The 21,184-nt window shown below is 67.3% G+C and carries 22 protein-coding genes and 1 pseudogene; 16 read left to right on the plus strand and 7 right to left on the minus strand.

Annotated features, from left to right (window positions below):
* The 10 genes from ACR2JA_RS06240 to ACR2JA_RS06285 form a co-directional block, all read left to right on the plus strand.
* Positions 1 to 898: DNA gyrase C-terminal beta-propeller domain-containing protein (locus ACR2JA_RS06240; protein WP_434008244.1), on the plus strand; the 898-nt coding region annotated here is incomplete at its 5' end.
* Positions 895 to 2,004: a 3-phosphoserine/phosphohydroxythreonine transaminase gene (serC, locus tag ACR2JA_RS06245; protein WP_434008245.1), complete on the plus strand. Its 1,110-nt coding sequence runs from the start codon at positions 895 to 897 to the stop codon at positions 2,002 to 2,004. The genes ACR2JA_RS06240 and serC, both read left to right, overlap by 4 nt.
* Positions 2,001 to 3,101, plus strand: a complete 1,101-nt coding sequence (gene pheA, locus ACR2JA_RS06250) for a prephenate dehydratase (RefSeq protein WP_434008246.1) — start codon at positions 2,001 to 2,003, stop codon at positions 3,099 to 3,101. The genes serC and pheA overlap by 4 nt, the downstream gene beginning before the upstream one ends.
* A gap of 1 nt (position 3,102) precedes the next feature.
* Positions 3,103 to 3,999 (plus strand): prephenate dehydrogenase, encoded by an 897-nt coding sequence (locus tag ACR2JA_RS06255; protein ID WP_434008247.1) that lies wholly within the window; start codon positions 3,103 to 3,105, stop codon positions 3,997 to 3,999.
* A gap of 88 nt (positions 4,000 to 4,087) precedes the next feature.
* Positions 4,088 to 6,103: a bifunctional 3-phosphoshikimate 1-carboxyvinyltransferase/cytidylate kinase gene (locus ACR2JA_RS06260; protein ID WP_434008248.1), complete on the plus strand. Its 2,016-nt coding sequence runs from the start codon at positions 4,088 to 4,090 to the stop codon at positions 6,101 to 6,103.
* Positions 6,104 to 6,280: 177 nt separating this feature from the next.
* Positions 6,281 to 7,957, plus strand: coding sequence for a 30S ribosomal protein S1 (gene rpsA, locus ACR2JA_RS06265; RefSeq protein WP_434008249.1), 1,677 nt, complete (start codon positions 6,281 to 6,283; stop codon positions 7,955 to 7,957).
* 99 nt (positions 7,958 to 8,056) lie between these two features.
* Positions 8,057 to 8,377, plus strand: a complete 321-nt coding sequence (locus ACR2JA_RS06270; protein ID WP_310567212.1) for an integration host factor subunit beta — start codon at positions 8,057 to 8,059, stop codon at positions 8,375 to 8,377.
* A 33-nt stretch (positions 8,378 to 8,410) separates the two neighbouring features.
* Positions 8,411 to 8,719, plus strand: a complete 309-nt coding sequence (locus ACR2JA_RS06275) for a lipopolysaccharide assembly protein LapA domain-containing protein (protein ID WP_434008250.1) — start codon at positions 8,411 to 8,413, stop codon at positions 8,717 to 8,719.
* A complete protein-coding gene (gene lapB / locus ACR2JA_RS06280) occupies positions 8,709 to 9,854 on the plus strand; it encodes a lipopolysaccharide assembly protein LapB (RefSeq protein ID WP_434008251.1) in 1,146 nt (381 codons plus the stop codon). Before ACR2JA_RS06275 ends, lapB begins: the two co-directional genes overlap by 11 nt.
* Before the next feature lie 104 nt (positions 9,855 to 9,958).
* Positions 9,959 to 11,227, plus strand: a complete 1,269-nt coding sequence (locus ACR2JA_RS06285) for an NAD(P)/FAD-dependent oxidoreductase (RefSeq protein WP_434008264.1) — start codon at positions 9,959 to 9,961, stop codon at positions 11,225 to 11,227.
* Positions 11,228 to 11,239: 12 nt separating this feature from the next.
* Here ACR2JA_RS06285 and ACR2JA_RS06290 read toward each other — a convergent pair whose 3' ends face one another.
* The 3 genes from ACR2JA_RS06290 to ACR2JA_RS06300 are packed head-to-tail and all read right to left on the minus strand — an operon-like array spanning position 11,240 to position 14,023.
* Positions 11,240 to 12,535: a TRAP transporter large permease gene (locus ACR2JA_RS06290; protein ID WP_434008252.1), complete on the minus strand. Its 1,296-nt coding sequence runs from the start codon at positions 12,533 to 12,535 to the stop codon at positions 11,240 to 11,242.
* Positions 12,528 to 13,034 (minus strand): TRAP transporter small permease, encoded by a 507-nt coding sequence (locus ACR2JA_RS06295; protein WP_434008253.1) that lies wholly within the window; start codon positions 13,032 to 13,034, stop codon positions 12,528 to 12,530. Before ACR2JA_RS06295 ends, ACR2JA_RS06290 begins: the two co-directional genes overlap by 8 nt.
* Before the next feature lie 14 nt (positions 13,035 to 13,048).
* On the minus strand, positions 13,049 to 14,023 hold the full coding sequence (locus ACR2JA_RS06300) for a TRAP transporter substrate-binding protein (protein ID WP_434008254.1): 975 nt from the start codon (positions 14,021 to 14,023) through the stop codon (positions 13,049 to 13,051).
* A gap of 180 nt (positions 14,024 to 14,203) precedes the next feature.
* Between ACR2JA_RS06300 and ACR2JA_RS06305 the strand changes: the two genes are divergently transcribed.
* The 6 genes from ACR2JA_RS06305 (at position 14,204) to crcB (ending at position 18,913) form a co-directional block, all read left to right on the plus strand.
* Positions 14,204 to 14,752, plus strand: a complete 549-nt coding sequence (locus ACR2JA_RS06305) for a winged helix DNA-binding protein (protein ID WP_434008255.1) — start codon at positions 14,204 to 14,206, stop codon at positions 14,750 to 14,752.
* Positions 14,753 to 14,864: 112 nt separating this feature from the next.
* Positions 14,865 to 15,608: a 5-oxoprolinase subunit PxpB gene (gene pxpB, locus ACR2JA_RS06310; RefSeq protein WP_434008256.1), complete on the plus strand. Its 744-nt coding sequence runs from the start codon at positions 14,865 to 14,867 to the stop codon at positions 15,606 to 15,608.
* Positions 15,605 to 16,657 (plus strand): biotin-dependent carboxyltransferase family protein, encoded by a 1,053-nt coding sequence (locus ACR2JA_RS06315; RefSeq protein ID WP_434008257.1) that lies wholly within the window; start codon positions 15,605 to 15,607, stop codon positions 16,655 to 16,657. Before pxpB ends, ACR2JA_RS06315 begins: the two co-directional genes overlap by 4 nt.
* On the plus strand, positions 16,654 to 17,421 hold the full coding sequence (locus tag ACR2JA_RS06320) for a LamB/YcsF family protein (RefSeq protein ID WP_434008258.1): 768 nt from the start codon (positions 16,654 to 16,656) through the stop codon (positions 17,419 to 17,421). Before ACR2JA_RS06315 ends, ACR2JA_RS06320 begins: the two co-directional genes overlap by 4 nt.
* A gap of 84 nt (positions 17,422 to 17,505) precedes the next feature.
* On the plus strand, positions 17,506 to 18,504 hold the full coding sequence (locus ACR2JA_RS06325) for a recombination-associated protein RdgC (protein ID WP_434008259.1): 999 nt from the start codon (positions 17,506 to 17,508) through the stop codon (positions 18,502 to 18,504).
* A gap of 22 nt (positions 18,505 to 18,526) precedes the next feature.
* Positions 18,527 to 18,913, plus strand: a complete 387-nt coding sequence (crcB, locus tag ACR2JA_RS06330; protein ID WP_434008260.1) for a fluoride efflux transporter CrcB — start codon at positions 18,527 to 18,529, stop codon at positions 18,911 to 18,913.
* 15 nt (positions 18,914 to 18,928) lie between these two features.
* Here the strand turns inward: crcB and ACR2JA_RS06335 are convergent, their stop codons facing one another.
* From ACR2JA_RS06335 to ACR2JA_RS06350, 4 genes and pseudogenes are all read right to left on the minus strand, one after another.
* Positions 18,929 to 19,375: an OsmC family protein gene (locus tag ACR2JA_RS06335; protein WP_434008261.1), complete on the minus strand. Its 447-nt coding sequence runs from the start codon at positions 19,373 to 19,375 to the stop codon at positions 18,929 to 18,931.
* Positions 19,376 to 19,449: 74 nt separating this feature from the next.
* Positions 19,450 to 19,749 carry a hypothetical protein gene (locus tag ACR2JA_RS06340; RefSeq protein WP_434008262.1) on the minus strand — a complete coding sequence of 100 codons (300 nt, stop codon included), beginning with the start codon at positions 19,747 to 19,749 and terminating at the stop codon, positions 19,450 to 19,452.
* A gap of 9 nt (positions 19,750 to 19,758) precedes the next feature.
* On the minus strand, positions 19,759 to 20,013 hold the full coding sequence (gene thiS / locus ACR2JA_RS06345; RefSeq protein WP_434008263.1) for a sulfur carrier protein ThiS: 255 nt from the start codon (positions 20,011 to 20,013) through the stop codon (positions 19,759 to 19,761).
* Between the two features lie 7 nt (positions 20,014 to 20,020).
* Positions 20,021 to 21,184 (minus strand): annotated as a pseudogene (locus tag ACR2JA_RS06350) (NAD(P)/FAD-dependent oxidoreductase); the annotation flags it as partial.

Genomic DNA, 21,184 nt, shown 5'->3' on the forward strand with positions numbered 1-21,184 from the left:
CGACTGGATCGACCAGCTCTTCATCGCCAACACGCACGACTACATCCTGTGCTTCTCCAACCGCGGCCGCCTGTATTGGCTGAAGGTCTGGGAGGTTCCCGCGGGTTCGCGCGGCTCGCGCGGCCGCCCCATCGTCAACATGTTCCCGCTGCAGGAAGGCGAGAAGATCAACGTGGTGCTGCCGCTGACCGGCGACGCCCGCAGCTTCCCGGACAACCGCTACGTGTTCATGGCCACCAGCATGGGCACGGTGAAGAAGACCTCGCTGGACGAATTCAGCAACCCGCGCAAGGCCGGCATCATCGCTGTTGACCTGGACGAAGGCGACTTCCTGATCGGCGCCGCGCTGACCGACGGCCAGCACGACGTGATGCTGTTCAGCGACGGCGGCAAGGCCGTTCGCTTTGATGAGAACGATGTGCGCCCCATGGGCCGCAATGCCCGCGGCGTGCGCGGCATGATGATCGAGGACAGCCAGAGCGTGATCGCCATGCTGGTGGCCGAAGACGAGCAGCAAAGCGTGCTGACCGCGACCATCAACGGCTACGGCAAGCGCACCTCCATCGTCGAATACACCCGCCACGGCCGCGGCACCAAGGGAATGATCGCCATCCAGCAGAGCGAGCGCAACGGCAAGGTTGTGGCCGCCACACTGGTGCACAGCGACGACGAGATCATGCTGATCACCGACAAGGGTGTGCTGGTGCGCACCCGCGTGAGCGAGATCCGCGAGATGGGCCGCGCGACGCAGGGCGTGACGCTGATCGCGCTGGACGAGGGTGCCGAGTTGTCGGGCCTGCAGCGCATCGTGGAGAACGACGCCAATATCGACGCCAGCATCGACACCAACGCCCCCGAAGCCGAAGGCACCGACGAACCGGCGGGTGACGCCGAATGACGCAGCGTCCGTACAACTTCTCGGCCGGTCCGGCCGCGATGCCCGAAGAGGTGCTGCAGCAGGCTGCCGCCGAAATGCTGGACTGGCACGGCAGCGGCATGGGCGTGATGGAGATGAGCCACCGCGGCAAGGAGTTCATGTCCATCGCCGCGCAGGCCGAGGCCGATCTGCGCGAGTTGCTGGTGGTGCCCGCGAATTTCCGCATCCTGTTCATGCAGGGCGGCGGTCTGGCGGAAAACGCCATCGTGCCGCTGAACCTTTCGCGCGGTGGTGTGGTGGACTTCGTCGTCACCGGCAGCTGGAGCCAGAAATCGGCCAAGGAAGCGCGCAAGTACGCCACCTCCACGGTGATCGCCAGCAACGAGGCCGACGGCCACACCACCCTGCCCTCCCCCGCCGGCTGGAAGCCGAGCAAGGACGCGCAGTACGTGCACATCTGCAGCAACGAGACCATCCACGGCGTGGAGTTTCACGAGCTGCCGGACCTCAAGGCACTGGGCAGCAAAGCCCCGCTGGTGATCGACTTTTCGTCTCACGTGGCCTCGCGTTCGGTGGACTGGTCGCGCGTCGGCCTGGCCTTTGGCGGAGCGCAGAAGAACCTCGGCCCCGCTGGTGTGACCCTGGTCGTGGTGCGCGAGGATCTGCTGGGACAGGCGCTGTCGATCTGCCCCAGCGCGTTCGACTACAAGACCGTGGCCGACAACGGTTCCATGTACAACACGCCGCCCACCTACGGCATCTACATGGCCGGACTGGTGTTCCAGTGGCTCAAGCGCCAGAAAGAAGGCGCCTTCACCGGCATCGCGGCCATGGAGGAGCGCAACATCGCCAAAGCCACGCTGCTCTACAACTTCATCGACCGTTCCGAGTTCTACGTGAACAAGGTCGCCAAAGACTGCCGTTCGCGCATGAACATCCCGTTCTTCCTGCGCGACGAAAGCCGCAACGACGCCTTTCTGGCCGGCGCCAAAGAGCGCGGCCTGCTGCAGCTCAAGGGCCACAAGGCGGTGGGTGGCATGCGCGCCAGCATTTACAACGCCATGCCCCTGGCGGGCGTGCAGGCGCTGGTGGACTACCTGCGCGATTTCGAGAAGACCTCCGCATGAGCCAGCAACCCGTCCAGTCCGAAGCGCTCGCCGGTTTGCGGGTGCAGATCGACAGCATCGACCAGCAACTGCTCTCGCTGCTCAACCAGCGCGCCCACGTGGCAGAGCAAGTAGGTGCGATCAAGCGCGCGGAAGGCTCGCCCTTCTTCCGCCCCGACCGGGTGGCGCAGGTGATCGACAAGATCCAGAACGCCAACCAGGGCCCGCTGCTGAACCAGCATGTGGCGTCCATCTGGCGCGAGATCATGTCCGCCTGCCTGGCGCTGGAAGCGCCTCAGCGCGTGGCCGTGCTCGGTCCTGAAGGCACGTTCACCGAACAGGCCGCCATCGAGTTCTTCGGCAGCGCCGCGAATCTGATTTACTGCAGCAGCTTCGACGAGGTGTTCCACGCCACGGCCGCGGGCACCGCCCAGTACGGTGTGGTCGGCGTCGAAAACTCCACCGAAGGCGTGGTCGCGCGATCGCTCGACCTGTTCCTGCGTTCACCGGTGCACGTGGTCGGCGAGGTCAGCCTGCTGGTGCGCCACAACCTGCTGCGCCAGGTCAACAGCCTGGACGCTGTCGAGGTGGTGATGGCCCACCCGCAGGCCTTGGCCCAGTGCCAGGGCTGGCTGACCCAGCACCTGCCCAAGGCCGAGCGGCGCGCCGTGTCCAGCAACGCCGAGGGGGCGCGCCTGGCCGCCACCAACCCGGCCTGGGCAGCCATCGCGAGTGAACGCGCGGCAGCCCAGTTTGGCCTGCACATCGTCTCTCACGCCGTTCAGGACGAGGCCTACAACCGCACGCGCTTCCTGGTCATCTGCCTGCCGCAGACGCTGGCCACGCCGCCGGCCTCGGGTCGCGACTGCACCAGCCTGGTGGTGTCGGTGCCCAACCGGCCGGGTGCGGTGCACGACCTGCTGGTGCCGCTGAAGAACAACGGCGTGTCGATGACGCGTTTCGAATCGCGTCCGGCCAAGTCGGGCCCGTGGGAGTACTACTTCTACATCGACCTCGCGGGCCATCCGTCTCAACCCAACGTCGCCGCCGCCCTGCAAGAATTGCAGGGTCTGTGCGCCTTCTACAAAGTGCTGGGTGCCTACCCGGTGAGCGAATGACATGGCCGCCACCCCTATCAAATTCGAACAACTCGGCCTCATCGGTTGCGGGCTCATGGGCGGGTCTTTTGCCCTGGCGCTGAAAAAGGCAGGACTGGTCAAGCGCGTGGTGGGCTACAGCAAGTCGCCCTCGACCACCGAGCGAGCACGCCAGATGGGCGTGATCGACGTGGAAGCGCCCTCAGCCCTGCTGGCGGTGTCGGGAGCCGATCTGGTGCTGCTGGCCGTGCCGGTCTCGGCCACCGAGGCCACGTTCAAGGCCATCCGCCACCTGATCACGCGAGACACGCTGGTGATGGACGTGGGCTCCACCAAGCGCGAGGTGATCGACGCCGCGCGCCGCGTGCTCAAGGACCAGGTGGGGGTGTTCGTGCCCGCCCACCCCATTGCCGGCAAAGAACTGGCCGGTGTGGAGCATGCCGACGCCGAGCTGTACACCGGGCGCCAGGTCATCCTCACCCCCATCGAGCGCACCCTGACGACCCAGCTGGACAAAGCCCAGCAGGTCTGGACCGCGCTGGGCTGCCACGTCAAGCAGATGTCGCCCGAGGCGCACGACGCGGCCTACGCGGCCGTGAGCCACCTGCCGCACCTGATCGCGTTCGCGCTCATGAACGCGATCCATGAACAGAAGCAGGGTCAGGAATTCCTGTCGCTGGCCGGCCCGGGTTTCCGCGACTTCACCCGCATCGCGGCCAGCGACCCGAGCGTCTGGCGCGACATCCTGGTGTCCAACAAGGAAGAGCTGCTGGCGCAGTCCAAACAGTTCCAGCGCGCCCTGCACGCGCTGGAAGTGGCCATCAGCGCCGGCAACCCCGACGCGCTGGAAGCCCTGATCGACACCGCCAGCAGTACCCGTGCGCACTGGCGCATGTCGGCCATCAAGCCCCAGGGCTGACCGATCCACGCCGGTCACCGGCCCTGCGGGGTCGGTCGCCGGTCTTTGCGGGCCGCAGTCCCGCGCCTCGCACGCTGCCCAATCGCGCATGTACACCACCGCCTTCCTCGACCTGCCCCACCTGACCAGCGCCGGTGGCACCGTGCGCCTGCCCGGCTCCAAGAGCATTTCCAACCGCGTGCTGCTGCTGGCCGCCTTGAGCACAGGCCACACCGACATCGTGGATCTGCTCGATTCGGACGACACGCAGGTCATGCTCAAGGCGCTGGCCCAACTGGGCTGCCGCATTGAGACGCAGCCCGACGGCGCCCTGCGCGTGCACGGTCTGGGTGGTCAGTTGCCGGTGAAGCAGGCGCCGCTGTTCCTGGGCAACGCCGGCACCGCCATGCGGCCACTCACCGCCGCCCTGGCCCTGCTGGCCAGCGAGCAGGACGGGTGTTTTGAACTCAGCGGCATCGCCCGCATGCACGAACGCCCGATCGGCGACTTGGTGGATGCGCTGCGCCAGCTCGGCTGCCCGGTGGACTGTCTGGGCCAAGAGGGCTATCCGCCCCTGCGCCTGGGCGATGGCGCGGCCCATGCCCTGAAGCTGGACCAGCCGATCCGCGTGCGCGGTGATGTGTCCAGCCAGTTCCTGACCGCCCTGCTGCTGGCGCTGCCCCTGGTGGCCCGGCAGGACGTGGTGATCGACGTGGTCGGCGAACTGATCTCACGCCCCTACATCGAGATCACGCTCAACCTGCTGGCGCGTTTTGGCGTGCAGGTGCAGCGCGACGGCTGGCAGCACTTCACCATCCCCGCCGGCAGCCGCTACACCTCGCCGGGCGTGATCCACGTCGAGGGCGATGCGTCGTCGGCCAGCTACTTCATCGCGCTGGGCGCCCTCGCCGCCACGAACTCCGGCACCGACGGCATCACCATCGAAGGCGTGGGTCTGTCCTCCATCCAGGGCGACATCCGCTTTGTCGAAGCGGCGCGCCTGATGGGCGCCGACGTGTCCGGCGAAGCCAACCGCCTGCACATCCGCCGCGGCGCCTGGCCACTTCGGGCCATCGAGCTGGACTGCAACCACATCCCCGATGCGGCCATGACCCTGGCCGTGATGGCGCTGTACGCCGACGGCACCACCACATTGCGCAACATCGCCAGCTGGCGCGTGAAGGAAACCGACCGCATCGCGGCCATGGCGGCCGAATGCCGCAAGTTCGGCGCGGCGGTCGAAGAAGGCGCGGACTTCATCCGCATCACGCCCCCCACGGCATGGACCACCGGCAGCATCCACACCTACGACGACCACCGCGTCGCCATGTGCTTCTCGCTGGCCGCTTTCAACCCGGCCGGTCTGCCGGTGCGCATCGAAGACCCCAAGTGCGTCGCCAAGACCTTTCCGGATTACTTTGAAACGCTGTTCGAGGTCTGCGAGACCCCGGAAGCGGCCATCCCGGTCATCTGCATCGACGGCCCCACCGCGTCGGGCAAGGGCACGCTGGCCTCGGAAGTGGCGCAGCGCCTGGGCTACCACCTCCTGGACTCCGGCGCCCTGTACCGCGCCACCGCGCTGGCCGCACAGGACGCCGGCATTGATCTGGACGACGAGCCTGCCCTGGCGCGCCTGGCGGCCCAGCTGCCCGTGCGCTTCCAGGACCACCGCGTGTTCCTGGCCGGGCGCGACATCACCGACCCGCTGCGGCTCGAATCCACCGGCGGCATGGCCTCGCGCGTGTCGCAGCACCCCTCGGTGCGGCAGGCACTGCATGCGCTGCAGCTGGGCTTTCGGCGCCTGCCCGGCCTGGTGGCCGACGGGCGCGACATGGGCACCGTCGTGTTCCCGGACGCGCCGCTCAAGGTCTACCTGACCGCCAGCGCCGAGCAGCGCGCCCAGCGCCGGTATAAGCAATTGATTTCAAAGGGAGTTTCTGCTAACATCGACGACCTTTTGGCGGATCTCAAGATGCGCGACCACCGGGACACCACCCGCGCCATCGCCCCCCTGAAACCCGCCGAAGACGCCAAGCTGCTGGACAACTCGGACATGGGCATCGAACCTTCGGTGCAACAGGTTTTGGGCTGGTGGCAAGGCACAACGGTGTTCTCAGGCGACTGAGAACACAACACTGGCCCAGAAGGCCCCGCCGGGTGCTCACCGCCCGCAGGCCCGATGGTTCTTTGACCCAACCCCGCGGTGCCACGCACTGCATTTGAAACGCCGCCCAACCGTCGATCTCCCGTGCAAGCCGCTGCGGCTTGATGCGCCCGACGCTGTGTGGCCTTAGGAAAATTCATGTCTGAATCTTTTGCCGCCCTCTTTGAAGAGTCCCTCAAGCGCGCTGAAATGCGCTCGGGCGAAGTCATCACCGCTGAAGTCGTGCGCATCGAGCACAACCACGTGGTGGTCAACGCTGGTCTGAAGTCGGAAGCCTACGTGCCGCTGGCCGAGTTCAAGAACGACCAGGGCGAACTCGAAGTGCAAGTGGGCGACTTCGTCTCCGTGGCCATCGACTCGGTCGAAAACGGCTTCGGCGACACCCTGCTGTCTCGCGACAAGGCCAAGCGCCTGGCCTCGTGGATGTCCCTGGAAAAGGCCTTGGAATCCGGCGAATTCGTCACCGGCACCACCTCCAGCAAGGTCAAGGGCGGCCTGAAGGTCATGGTCAACGGCATCAGCGCCTTCCTGCCGGGCTCGCTGGTCGACAGCCGTCCGACCAAGGACCTGACCCCGTACGAGAACAAGACCCTGGAATTCAAGGTCATCAAGCTCGATCGCAAGCGCAACAACGTGGTGCTGAGCCGCCGTGCTGTGGTGGAAGCCTCCATGGGCGAAGAGCGCGCCAAGCTGATGGAGACTTTGAAAGAAGGCTCCATCGTTCACGGTGTGGTCAAGAACATCACCGAATACGGTGCGTGCGTGGACCTGGGCGGTATCGACGGCCTGCTGCACATCACCGACATGGCATGGCGCCGCGTCCGTCACCCGAGCGAAGTGGTGACGGCTGGCCAGGAAATCACCGCCAAGATCCTGAAGTTCGACACCGAGAAGCACCGCGTCTCCCTGGGTCTGAAGCAAATGGGCGACGACCCCTGGATGGGCGTGGCTCGCCGCTACCCGCAAGGCACCCGCATGTTCGGCAAGATCACCAACATCGCCGACTACGGCGCGTTCGTGGAACTCGAGCCGGGCATCGAAGGCCTGGTGCACGTCTCCGAAATGGACTGGACCAACAAGAACGTGGCCCCGTCCAAGCTGGTGTCGCTGGGTGACGAAGTTGAAGTCATGGTGCTGGACATCGACGAAGACAAGCGTCGCATCTCCCTGGGCATGAAGCAGTGCCGTGCCAACCCCTGGCACGAGTTCGCCGAGCAGACCAAGCGCGGCGACCGCGTCAAGGGCCCGATCAAGTCGATCACCGACTTCGGCGTGTTCGTGGGTCTGGCTGCCGGTATCGACGGCCTGGTGCACCTGTCCGACCTGTCTTGGAACGAAGCCGGCGAAGCCGCCGTGCGCAACTTCAAGAAGGGCCAGGAAGTCGAAGCGATCGTGCTGGCCATCGACGTCGAGCGCGAGCGCATCTCCCTGGGCATCAAGCAGCTCGACGGCGACCCGTTCACCACCTTCGTGTCGGTCAACGACAAGGGTTCCGTGGTGACCGGCAAGGTCAAGACCGTGGACGCCAAGGGCGCTGAAATCGACCTGGGCGAAGACGTCATCGGCTACCTGCGCGCTTCGGAAATCTCCCGCGACCGCGTGGAAGACGCACGCAACGTGCTCAAGGAAGGCGACGAAGTCAACGCTGTGGTGGTGAACGTGGATCGCAAGACCCGCAACATCCAGCTGTCGATCAAAGCCAAGGACATGGCCGACCAGAACGAAGCCATGGCCAGCCTGAACCAGAACACCGGCAACGCCGGCACCACCAGCCTGGGCGCCCTGCTGCGCGCCAAGCTGGACAACAACAACTGATCTCAGGTCACGCGTTGAGCGCTCGGCGTTGAGCGGATGGGGAGAGCCTCTCTCCCCTCCCGCTTGCGCTGAGTGCCCGACGCACCACGCCCAACCGACATGACCCGCAGCGACCTCGTCGAAGCACTCGCCGGCAAATTCAGCCAGCTCACCCACCGCGATGCGGAGTTCGCCGTCAAGGCGATCCTCGATGCGATGGGCGAAGCCCTGGTCAAAGGGCACCGGATCGAGATCCGTGGCTTTGGCAGTTTTTCGGTGAACCGCCGCTCACCCCGCATCGGGCGCAACCCGCGTTCGGGCGAGAGCGTGATGATTCCGGAAAAGCGCGTTCCCCACTTCAAGCCGGGCAAGGCCCTGCGCGAAGAGGTGGACAAGAAGACCGCCGAGATCCTGGGTCGGGAGCCGAAGAAGTCGGCCTGATCGCTACAATCGTCCCACCACACAGGGGACGATGTGAGATACCTGATGTGGCTGCTCAACGCAGCCATTTTTTTTGCCCTTTTCGCCTTCGCGCTGAACAACCAGGAGCCCGTGACGCTGCACCTGTTCTTTGGCGCCCAGTGGCAGGCACCGCTGGTGCTGGTGCTGCTGTGTGTGTTGGTGATCGGTGTGTTCCTGGGGGTGCTCGTGATGCTGCCGCTGTGGCTGCGCGCGCGCAAAGCTCGCCGACACGCCCCCGCGGCCACCGCCGCGCCCTCCGGTTTCGGCGCCGACGCCACCCTGATGCCCCGACCACCCGACGCTCCCCGACATGGATCTTGACCTGACCTGGCTGCTCTGGGGCCTGCCCCTGGCCTTCGCGGCGGGCTGGTTCGCCTCGCGGTTTGACCTGCGCCAACTGCGCATCCAGAGCCAGCAGGCCCCCAAAGCCTACTTTCGGGGCCTGAACCACCTGCTCAACGAGCAGCAGGACCAGGCCATCGACGCCTTCATCGAAGCCGTGCAGGGCGACCCTGACACCGCCGAGTTGCACTTTGCGCTGGGCAACCTGTTCCGCCGCCGCGGCGACTACGACCGCGCCGTGCGGGTGCACGAACACCTGCTGGCCCGCGCCGACGTCAAAGGTAAGGACCGCGAGCGCGCCCAGCACGCCCTGGCGTTGGACTTCCTCAAGGCCGGTCTGCTGGACCGCGCCGAGGCGGCACTGCACAAGCTCGAAGGCAGCAGCTTCGAAGGCGAGGCACTGCTGGCACTGTTGGCCATTTACGAGCGCTCGCGCGACTGGCCGCAGGCCCGGCGCATCGCCGCGCGGCTGGACGCGGCGCAGCCCGGCAGCTTCGCCACCCGGCTGGCGCACTACCTGTGCGAAGAGGCCGAACAACAGCAGCGCAGCGGCCACACCGAACAGGCCCTGGCTCTGCTGGAGCAGGCCGTACAACAGGCGCCGCAGATGCCGCGCGGCTGGCTCGCACTGTCGGCGCTGAAGGCCCAGGCCGGTCAAGCGCCGGCCGCCCTGGACGCGCTGGTGACCCTGGCCACGCAGGCGCCACAAGGCCTGCCGCTGGCCGCCCGCGCCATGGCCGACCTGGCCCGTCAGACTGGCCGTGAGGCCCAGGTGCTGGCCCTGCTGCAGGCCTGTCACGACCGGGCACCCTCGCTGGACGTCACCGAAGCATTGGCCACCCTGAGCACCGACCCGGGCGCGGTGCGCGCGCGTTACCTGGCGCACCTGGAACGCGAACCCTCGCTGGTGATCGCCACCCAATGGCTGGCCGGCGAAACACTGTCGGAACCCGAGGCGCAGAAGCGGGTGCAGGCCGCGCTGGAACAAGCCAGCGCCCCGCTCAGGCGCTACCGCTGCGCCGCCTGCGGCTTCGAGGCGCGGCAGCACTTCTGGCAATGCCCAGGCTGCCAGGGCTGGGACAGCTACCCGGCCCGCCGCGTCGAAGAGCTCTGACCACGTCCGGCGTTGGACGCCTTCCCCCATGGCCATTGCCTGCCCCTTGCGTCCGTCGGCTGTGCCCCGGCGGGCACCACATGCTTGAGAGGGAACCGGGCGCGATGACGCAGGCACGGACAGGACAGCACGTCGTGGTACTGGGCGCAGGCATGGTGGGGGTCGCTTGCGCGCTTTCGCTGCGCCATCGGGGCATGAACGTCACGGTGCTCGACCCCCTCGGTCCCGGTGCGGCCACCTCACACGGCAATGCGGGCGTGCTGGCGCGCAGCTCCCTCATGCCGTTCAACCATCCCCGGCTGTGGTCGCAGTTGCCAGGGCTGCTGCGAGGACGCAGCGCTGGCTTTCGCTACGCCCCGCTGGCGATGCTGGACCAATGGCGATGGGGACTGGCTTACCTGTCAAACGCGCGAGAACCGGTCTTTCGTGAAACCACCGCCGCACTGGATGCCCTGATCCGCCACTCGGGTGACGTGCACCGCCGGTGGATGGACGCGGCGGGCGTGGCGCACCGGCGCCGCGATGAGGGCTGGCTGTTCCTCTACCGCAGCGCGGCGGGCTTCGAGTCCGGCGCATTCGCACGCGACACCCTGGAACGCTTCGGTGTGGGCACCGCCGTGCTGGAGCGCCACGAACTGCACGACCTGGAGCCCCATCTGCAGCCCATTTTTCGCAAGGCCTTGTGGGTGAAAGACGCCAGCTCGGTGGATAGCCCAGGTGAAGTGGTGCGGGCCTATGCAGATTGGCTGACGCAACAGGGTGGGCGCGTGGTGGTGGCCGAAGCGACCACCTTGAACCGCACGGACACGGGCTGGACCCTGCACACTGACGGCGGGAACACCTTGCACGCAGACCACGTGGTGGTGGCGCTGGGCCCGTGGTCGCGCGAGTTCTTGCGCGCGCAGTTCGGGTGGAGGCTGCCGATGGGCTTTGAGCGCGGCTACCACCGGCACCTGCAACCGGCGCAAGGCGCGGTGCTGAACCGCCCGGTGTACGACACCGCAGCGGGCTATGTGCTGGCGCCGATGGCGCAAGGGTTGCGGCTGACGTCCGGCGTGGAGCTGAATGCACAGCACGCACCACCCCGGACGGGGCAACTCGATGCCGCCGAACGGGCGGCTCGCGAGGCGCTGCCCCTGGGGGATCGCAGCGCCGCACCCGACTGGCTGGGCAGCCGCCCCACCCTGCCCGACTGCCGTCCGATGATCGGCGCGGGCCCCGGCCAACCCGGACTCTGGCTGGCGCTGGGCCACCAGCACATCGGTTTTTCCACCGGGCCGGGCACGGGCGAGTTGCTGGCGCAGCTGATGCTGGGTGAATCCACCACCATCGACCCGCACCCGTTCAGGCCGCAGCGTTTCCTGCGCGCCTGACGCGCAAGGCGCTCACATGTTCCCGGGCAGCCACATCACGATCTGTGGGAACCACCAGAGCAGGCACACCGCCAGCACCATGAGAAAGAAGTACGGCATGCAGACCCGAGCGATCCAGTTGATCTCGCGCCGGGTCATGCCTTGCAGCACGAACAGATTGAAGCCCACCGGTGGCGTGATCTGCGCCATCTCCACCACGATGACGATGAAGATGCCGAACCAGATCAGGTCGATACCAGCAGCTTGCACGGTCGGGATCAGCACGCCCATGGTCAGCACGATCATGGAAATGCCGTCGAGGAAACAGCCCAGCAGGATGAAGAACAGCGCCAACGCGATCAGCAACAGACCCGGCGACAGACCCAGCGACCCCACCCATTCGGCGAGGTGGCGCGGCAGACCGATGTACCCCATGGCCAGGGTGAGGAAGGCCGCACCCGCGAGGATGAGCGCCATCATGCAGTACAGCCGTGTCGCGCCCAGCAGCGCGTCCTTGAAGTTCTGCCAGTTCAACGACTTCTGGTAAGCCGACAGCAGCAGCGAGCCGACGACGCCGATGGCCGCCGCCTCCGTGGCCGTGGCCACACCCACGTAGATGGAGCCGATCACGCCGCCGATCAGCAGCACCACCGGGATCAGTTCGGCCGAGGCACGCAGCTTCTCGGCAAAGCCCATGTGCGCATCGGCTTCAGGGATTTTTTCCGGGTTCAGCAACGACCAGACCATCAGGTACCCGCTGAACAGACCGGCCAGCAACAGACCAGGGATGACGCCCGCCACGAACAGTTTGGCGATGGAGACCTCGGCTGCCACGCCGTAGACGATCATGACGATGGAAGGCGGGATCAGCAGCCCCAGCGTGCTGGCGCCGCCGAGCGAACCGATCACGCGCTCGGGCGGGTAGCCGCGCGCGGTCAGCTCGGGGATGGTCATCTTGCCGATGGTGGCGCAGGTGGCCGCCGACGAACCCGACACCGCCGCAAAGATGGTGCTGCCCAGGATGTTGGTGTGGAGCAGCCGCCCGGGCAGCGCATTGACCCAGGGTGCCAGACCCTTGAACATGTTTTCCGACAGCTTGGTGCGGAACAGGATTTCGCCCATCCAGATGAACAGCGGCAGCGCGGTCAGCGTCCAGCTGCTGGCCGAGCCCCAGATGGTCACGGCCATGGCATCGCCCGCGCTGCGCGACGAGAACAGCTCCATGCCGATCCAGGCCACGCCGGCCAGTGTGAGGCCGATCCAGACACCGCTGCCCAGCAAGGCAAACAGGGTGACGATCAGGAACCCGGTGACGACCATGTCATTCATGATGGGTCTCCTGACCTTGGCTGTGCGAGCGCTGTCCGCGGGCTTCGAGCACCCACTCATCCAACAGCGCGACCAGCAGCATCAGGGTGCCCAGGGCCATCGCCAGCTGCGGGATCCACAGCGGCGTGGCGTCATTGCCGGTCGAAATGTCGTGGAACTCGATCGACTGGAGCACCAGCCGCACCGAGAACCAGGCAAACAAGCCGGCCAGCAGCACCGCCACGCTCAGCGACCACAGCTCCATGCCCTGGCGAGCGCGGCCACCAAGCTTGCCCAGCAACAGCGTGACACGGATGTGTTCGCCGCGTTTAAGGGTGTGGGCCAGCGCGAGGAAGCCCGCCGCCGCCATGCTGTAGCCTGCGTAGGCGTCGGTGCCCGGCAGGTGAAAGGCCAGCTGGCGGCCGAGCACCGACAGCAGCACCATGACCAGCACGCCGATCATGGCCACCGCCGCGAGCCAGGCGCAGCCGTCGTACAAAGCATCGAGTGTGCGTCGCATGGTGCCGGGGTGCCTTATTTGCGGAACGCGTCGACCAGCGCCTGGCCTTCAGGACCGGCTTTGGACAGCCACTCCTTGAGCATGGTGTCGCCCACCTGCTTCATGTCGGCCTTGAGCTGGGCGGGCGCGGGCAGGATCTGCATGCCACCGGCCTTGAGCTTGTCCAGGCTTTCGGTGTTGGCCTTCTTGCTGGCCTCCCAGCCACGCAGCTCGGCGTCGGCCGCCGCCTTGCGCACCGCGTCCTGTGTCGGCTTGTCCAGTTCGTCGAACGCCTTCTTGTTCACCAGCAGGGCGTTCTTGGGCAGCCAGGCCTGGGTGTCGTACCAATACTTGACGTGTTCGTACAGCTTGGCGTCGGCGCCGGTGGAGCCGCTGGACATCATGCTTTCGGTCACGCCGGTGGCAAAGGCCTGGCTGACCTCAGCCGCCTGCACCGTCACTGGTTGCGCACCGACCAGCTCGGCGATGCGGGCGGTGGCCGGGCTGTAGGCGCGCCACTTGATGCCCTTGAGGTCGGCCGCGCTGTTCAGCGGCTTCTTGCTGTAGACGCCTTGCGGTGGCCATGGCACCGAGAACAGCGCCATCATGCCCTGCTCGGCCAGCTTCTTGTCCAGCAGCGGTCGTTGGGCCTTCCACAGCTTGGCGGCCTCGTCGTAGCTGTCGGCCAGGAACGGCAGGCCGTCGGCACCAAAAACCTGCCACTCGTTCTGGTAATTCACCAGCAGGATTTCGCCGGCCTGCGCCTGGCCACCCTGCACCGCACGCTTGATTTCGGGCGCCTTGAACAGCGCCGCGTTGGCGTGCACCGTGATCTTGAGCTTGCCGCCGCTGGCCTTGTCCACGTCGGCAGCAAACTGGCTGATGTTGACGGTGTGGAAGTTGGTCGCCGGGTAGGCGGTGGCCAGGTCCCACTTGGTCTGGGCAAAAGCCGAAGTCGACAGGGTCAGCGCGGCAGCGACCATCGAAAGTTGGAAAGCGCGACGTTTCATGAAAGCTCCAGTGGGTGTGGTGGAACAAATCACCGCAAGCTGGGCCTGCGGGGATCTGGTGATACTGACTGTAGGGTCCATGACGACGAATTGTGCTCGGTGTTTTCCCTTAACGTCAACAAATCGTTAGCAAATCATCACCAAAAAATCTAAACTGCGGCACAACGCAGGAGAGCAAGCATGGCCAAAGCCCCGAAAACCAGCAGCCCCACCGTCACCAAGCCGGTCGCGAGTCCCATCGTCTCGTCGGCGCACCTGGTGTCACCCCAAAGTGCCGAAATGAGCGAATTCGAGTTCGGCCTCATCGTCGCCAGCAACGCCTTTCACCGCTGGGTGGTGCATTGCATGGCCGCGGCCGGCCTCAAGGACCTGATGCCGCTGGACGTGCTGGTGCTGCACCACGTCTCGCACCGCGCGCGCGACAAGCGGCTGTCGGACATTTGCTTCATCATGAACATCGAGGACACCCACGTGGTGAACTACTCCCTCAAGAAGCTGGTGAGCCTGGGCGTGGTGGGCTCCAGCAAATCGGGCAAGGAGGTCACCTACGCCGCCACCGAAGCCGGCAGCGCCACCGTGCAACGCTACCGCGAGATCCGTGAGCAGTGCCTGATCCAGGCGCTGCACGCCGACGACGGGCTCAACAAGGACATTGGCGAGCTCGCGCGCCTGTTGCGTGTGCTCTCTGGCATGTACGACCTGGCGGCGCGTTCCGCTGCTTCGCTGTGAGCACACCCCTGCGCCGCTGCGCGGCTTCCCCCCTGTGTCTCGCCTCCGGTTTGAGGGCGGACGCAGCCAGTGGCCCGGCCAAGCCGGTTCCAAGGCTGCCCTGGAGCGCGCCATGAAACCCCGACTGCTGGCATTGGGCGATAGCGCCTGGACGGTGGAGTTCGGCCAAGCCATCGACGCTGCGATCAACGCGCGCGTCATGGGCCTGGTCGACCGGTTGGCGGCCGCGCGCAGGGACGATCCGTTGCTGGCCCCGGTGACCGATCTGGTGCCCACTTTCCGGTCGCTGACCGTGCATTTCGATCCCTGGACAGCCGACGCCGGGGCACTGGGTCAGCACCTGCTGGCCATGGCACAGGAGGGTGGCCAGACGACCACATCGGGCCGCCAGTGGTGGTTGCCCGTGTGCTTCGACGACGACCTCGCGCCCGATCTGGCGCGCGTCTGCGAACTCAAGCAAATGACCCGCGAAGAGGTGATCCAGCAACTGCTGGGCGCCACCTTGCGCGTCTACATGCTCGGCTTCCAGCCCGGCTTTCCCTACATGGGGGGGCTGCCCCCTGCGCTGGTCACGCCGCGCCTGCCCTCGCCGCGCCAGAAGGTACCGGCGCAGTCGGTCGCCATCGCGCTGGAGATGTGCGCGGTCTACCCCTGGGAAAGCCCCGGGGGCTGGAACCTGATCGGTCGCACACCGGCGGTGCTGTTCGACCTGCGGCACGCCGACCAGCCCGCCATGCTGGCCGCGGGTGACGAGGTGCGCTGGACCGCGGTGGACCGCACCACGCATGACGCGCTGGCGGCCGACCTGGCGCGCGGCCTGCCGCGTGAAACCTTCCTGAAAGCCCCCCCGCCATGAACGGCGTGCTCGACGTCGTGCAGCCGGGCATGGGCGCCACCGTGCAAGACCGCGGCCGCCTCGGCCACCGCCACCAGGGCCTGCCGCTGTCGGGCTGGCTCGACGGCCCGCTGGCGCGGTCGGCCAACGCCCTGGTCGGCAATCCGCCGGAGGACGCGGTGCTGGAGCTGCGGGGCATGGCCACCACTCTGCGCGTCCAGGCCGGACCTGTGCGCGTGGCGCTGGCGGGCCGCATCCAGGCCACCTGCCTGCGCGCCGACGGCCAACGCCAGACACTGAAAGCCTGGCACAGCGCCACCCTTCTCGAAGGCGACGTGCTGCAACTCGGTACCGCCGAGAGCGGTTGCGCCTACCTGGCCGTGGCCGGCGGGCTGCGGATGCCGCCCCAGCTGGGCAGCCGCTCCAGCTACTGGCGCGCCGGCCTTGCCGGCGTCCTGGGCCGTGCCTGGCGACCGGGCGACACGTTGCCGTGCGGCAGCTGGCCGCTGAGCGATCCTCGGGAGTGGCGCAGCCGTTCTCCCTGGACCCCCAGCGAAGGGCCTGTGCGCGTGCTGCTGGGCCCGCAGCAGGATCATTTCCCCTCAGAAGCCATCGCCCGGTTCCTGCAGCAAGACTGGGAGGCCACCGCCGCGCAGGACCGCATGGGCCTGCGGCTGCAAGGAGCGCCGCTGGCGCACACCTCGCCCGGGGCCGCCGACATCGTGTCCGACGGTGTGACGCCCGGCGCCATCCAGGTGCCGGCCAACGGCCAGCCCATCGTGTTGCTGGCCGACGGCCAGACCGTGGGCGGCTACCCCAAGATCGCCACGGTCATCACCGCCGACCTGCCGCGCCTGGCCCACCTGCGCCCGGGCACCCGCGTGCGCTTTGAAGCCGTCACCCCCGAGGCCGCGCACCGCGCCCTGCAAAACGAGCGCGAGCGCTGGCTGCGCTGGCTCGCCACGCGTGAAACCTACCTGCCGCCCGGCACGGTGGACGAAGCCGCGCTGTACGGCAGCAACCTGATCAGCGGCATGCTCGCCACCCACCCTGGAGAGGACACCCCATGACCCCCATCAACCTCAACGCAGACCTCGGCGAAAGCTTCGGTGCCTGGACCATGGGCAGCGATGCGCCGTTGCTGCAGATCATCGACAGCGCCAACATCGCCTGCGGTTTCCACGCAGGCGACCCGGTGGTGATGCGCGAGACCGTGCGGCTGGCCATCGCCAATGGCGTGAGCCTGGGCGCGCACCCCGCCTTCCCCGATCTGCAGGGCTTTGGCCGGCGGGTGATGCAGCTCTCGCCCAAAGAGCTGGAAGCCACCATCCTCTACCAGGTCGGCGCGCTGCAGGCCATGGCCGCGGCCGAAGGCGGGCGTGTCAGCCACGTCAAGCCGCACGGCGCGCTGAACAACATGGCCTGTGCCGACGCGGCGATGGCCGCCACCGTGGCGCGCGCCATCAAGGCGCTGGACCCCGACCTGATCCTGCTGGCACCCGCCCTTTCGGCGCTGGAACGCGCGGGCGAAGCGGCCGGTCTGAGGGTGGCCCGCGAGGTGTTCGCCGACCGGACCTACCAGGCCGACGGCCAGCTCACGCCGCGTTCGCAGCCGGGCTCGGTGCTGCACGACGCCGCCGACTGCGTGCGGCACGTGCAGCGCATGCTGGACGCGGGCGGCATCGTCACCGCCGACGGCCAGCGCCTGCCCACGCCCATCCACAGCATTTGTGTGCACGGCGACGGGCCCGGCGCCGTGGCGGCCGCGCAGGCGATCCGCAGCGCGCTGGAAGCGGCCGGCCACCGGCTGGCGGGGCTGCCGGACCTGGTCTGAACCGGCCCCGGGCGGCGACCACCGGCTCGGTATCATCGAACCCGAGGTCCGCACTCTGGCGGCCCCCCTGTTCGAAGGAAATCCGTGTTCAAGAATGTGACGATCTACCGCATCGCGCCCGGCTGGGAAGCGACGCTGGAGTCGATGGAGGCCGCGCTGGACGCGGCGCGTTTCGTGCCCTGCGGCGCCTCGCAGGACAAGTCGGTCGGCTGGGCCGAACCGCGCGGTGAAGAGCATGGCCCGCTGGTCGAATCCGTGGCCGGCCAGCGCATCCTCAAGCTGGTCATCGAGACCAAGGCCGTGCCCGGCAGCGTGGTCAAGGAAAAGGCGCAGGAAGCGGCCGACCACATCGAAGCCACCACCGGCCGCAAGCCCGGGAAGAAAGAAACCAAAGAGCTGCGCGAAGACGCGCTGCAGGCCCTGTTGCCGCAGGCCTTTCCGCGCCGCGGCAGCGTGTGGGTCTGGTTCGACCTGGCAAACGGTCTGCTGGTCACCGACGCCGGCAGCCAGGGCAAGAACGACGAAGTGGTGACCGCGCTGGTGCGCGCTTTCGACGGCCTGGCCGTCACGCTGCTGCAGACCGCCATGACGCCGCAGACCGCCATGACGCAATGGCTGGCGACCACCGAGCCCGAAAACGACTGGCCGGCGGGCTTCAACGTCGAACGCGAGTGCGAACTCAAGTCGGCCGACGAAGAAAAATCCGCCGTCAAGTTCACCCGCCACCACCTGCTGACCGACGAGGTGCGCAAACACCTGGCCGAAGGCAAGCTGCCCACGCGGCTGGCGATGAGCTGGGAAGGCCGTATCGGCTTCACGCTCACCGAATCGATGCAGCTGAAAAAGCTGGCCTTCCTGGAAGGCGTGTTCGACGACCGGCCCAATGGCGACGAGAGCGGCTTCGACACCGATGTGGCCCTGGCCACCGGCGAACTGTCGAAACTGATCCCGGCCGTGATCGACGCGCTCGGCGGCGAGATCGAACCCGGTGCGGCACTGCCGGGCGCCGAACCCGTGAGACCGCCCGCCAAGCCCAAGCAGGAAGCGGTCACCGCCGTCGGCGACGGCGACGCTCCCTTCTGATCGACCACCGCACGCCTGAACCATGCTGCACGTCATCGCCATCAGCCTGGGCGCCAGCGTCGGCGCGCTCTCGCGCTGGCAGCTGAGCCTGTGGCTCAACCAGGGCCATGCCGTGCTGCCCTGGGGCACGCTGGCGGCCAACTGGGCCGGCGCCTGGCTGGTGGGGGTCGCGGTGGTGTTCTTCCAGAGCCAGACGCAGCTGGACCCGGCCTGGCGGCTGGCGCTGGTCACGGGTTTCCTGGGCGCACTCACCACCTTCTCCACCTTCTCGGCCGAGGTGGTGGGCATGCTGCAGCACGGCCGCTACCTGCTGGCGGTCGGCACAGCCGGCCTGCACCTGCTGGGTTCGCTGGCGCTCACGCTGCTGGGCATGAAGATGGCCGGTGCCTGGTTCGGCCCGGCGGCCTGATCCCGCGAACGCCGTTCAGCCCTTGAGCACGGCGCCCGCGCCGTCGCGCACCTGCAAGTCGATGGCGATGCCCTGGCGCACGCTCATGGACACGGTGCAGAACTCTTCAAATTGCGCGAGCACGCGGTCCAGGTGCTCGATCTCGCCCGCGGTCTTGCCCAGTTCCAGCTGCACATGGATGCGCTGGATGCGCAGGCGTTTGTCCGCGTTGCGGCCCATTTCGGGTGTGGCGGTGGCGATGAGGGCGCCCGGGTCCTGCTTGAATTTCTGCAGTGCAAACAGCAGGCTGGCGCTCAAGCAGTTGGCCACAGCGGCCAGCAGCATGTGGTCGGGCGCGGGGCCGGTACCCTGGCCCAGCGGCGCGGGTTCATCGGCCAGCAGCTGGGGCAAGGCCTCTCCGAAATCGACCAGAAACTGGTAGCCCGACTGGCGGGTGATGGTGACGCTGGCGTTTTCGCTCATGGCGGTTCCTTTCGGTGGGCGGGCAACAGAACGCCATCGTACCCACCTCCCGGGGGTATCCGCCACCGGACCGCTCAGCCCCCGCCGCGCTGCAGGCTCAGATCGAACGGTTTCATGAAGGCCTTGCGCTGATCGGCGTCCAGCCCTTCAAACGCGAAACGCACCAGCAGGCGCTGCATGCGCAGCAGCGCGATCCGGCGTTCGGGCAGGGGTTGCCAGTCCAGCGTCAAGCGCCCCGCGCCGATTTGCACGGTGATCGTCGATCCCTGGCGTTGCCAGGGGTGAGCGCCGATGGCACGCGGCATCCAGCCCAGCCACTCGGGCTCGCTGCAGCCCATGTCGCGCTCGAAGCGCTCGGGATAGTCGGCCTGCACGCGCCGCCCTCAACCGCCTGCGATGGGCGGCCAGATGGCCAGCACATCGCCTTCGCTGAGGGGTGCGCTCAGCCGCTGTTCGGGCGCGATGTACTTGCCGTTGACCAGCACCAGGTGCACGAGCTTCGGCGGCAGACCGAAGGGCTCGATGATCTTGCTGATCGGGGCGTCCGGGGCCACGTCCAGCTCGATCTGGTTGCTGCGCCGCGCGTCGGGCGGCAGGTAATCGGTCAGCGTGGCAAACAGCTTGAAGGTGATCTTCATGCCCGCATCATCCCCTGCGCCGGTCGTCGGCCGCACCGCTCCAGTGGCCTTGGCCCTGTGCCGCGGACAGGTAAGCGTCCATCAGCTTGGTCGGGTCGGCCATCAGCCGGTCCTTCCACTCGCCCAGCTTCACCTGCCCCTCGACCAGGCCGCGCATCACGCCCACGTGGTCGGTCCAGCCCACGCTGTTGCAGCCCACCATCTGGTCGCCCTTGAACTGCAGGCTCAGGTGCTTGTGGTTGGCCTTGTCGGTCAGCTCCACATGCTCGCCGCCGGGCAGGCCTTCCCAGTTGCCGAAGCTGCTGGAGATCAGGCCCAGGGTGTCGAGCACGTTGATCTGCGTCACGCCTTTGAGTTCGGCGGTCTGGCCGACCATGTTGAGCGCCGCCACGCGCGCCTGTTCGGCAGCGTTGGGCTGGATGGCGCTGACGATGGTCTTGCCGCTGACCTTGTCGAAGGCTTCGGCGCAGTCACCCGCAGCGTAAATGCCCGGTACGTTGGTCTGCAGGTGCTCGTCGGTCAGCACGCCGACCAGGCAGCGCACGCCGGAGTTTTCCAGGAACCCGATGTTGGGTTTGACGCCGGTGGCGCTGATGACCAGATCCGCCTCGAGCTGCTGGCCGGTGGACAGGCGCACGCTCATCTGGCCGCTGGGCATGGCGCTCTGGCCGATGCCCACCGCCTCGGCGATCTTGCCCAGCAGGCCTTTTTCAGCGCCGGTGCCGCGTTCGATGGCTTCGACCCGGGCGCCGGTGTAGACCTTCACGCCTTTGGTTTCGCACCAGTCCTAGATCATGCCGCCGGCCGTGGCGCCCATCATGCGCGGCACCATACGGTCGCCCATCTCCACGACGGAGAGTTCGACGCCGCGCTGCTGCAGTGCTTCCATGATGATGCAGCCGATGAAGCCGGCGCCCATCTGCAGCACCTTGGCGCCGGGCTGGGCGAGGTTGGCGATGGCGCGCGCGTCGGCCAGCGTCCAGCAGCTGTGCACGCCCGGGCCGCTGATGCCGGGGATCGGCGGCGTCGCGGGCGAGGAGCCGGTGGCGATCAACAGCTTGTCAAAACCGATGGTGTTGCCGTCGCTCAGTTCGATGGTCCGCTTGGCCGAGTCGAGCACCTTGGCGCGCACGCCGCGCAACACCTTGACGTTGAGCTTCTCGAAGTGCCC

Source organism: Hydrogenophaga sp. (assembly GCF_051007235.1).
Classification (GTDB): Bacteria; Pseudomonadota; Gammaproteobacteria; order Burkholderiales; family Burkholderiaceae_C; genus Hydrogenophaga.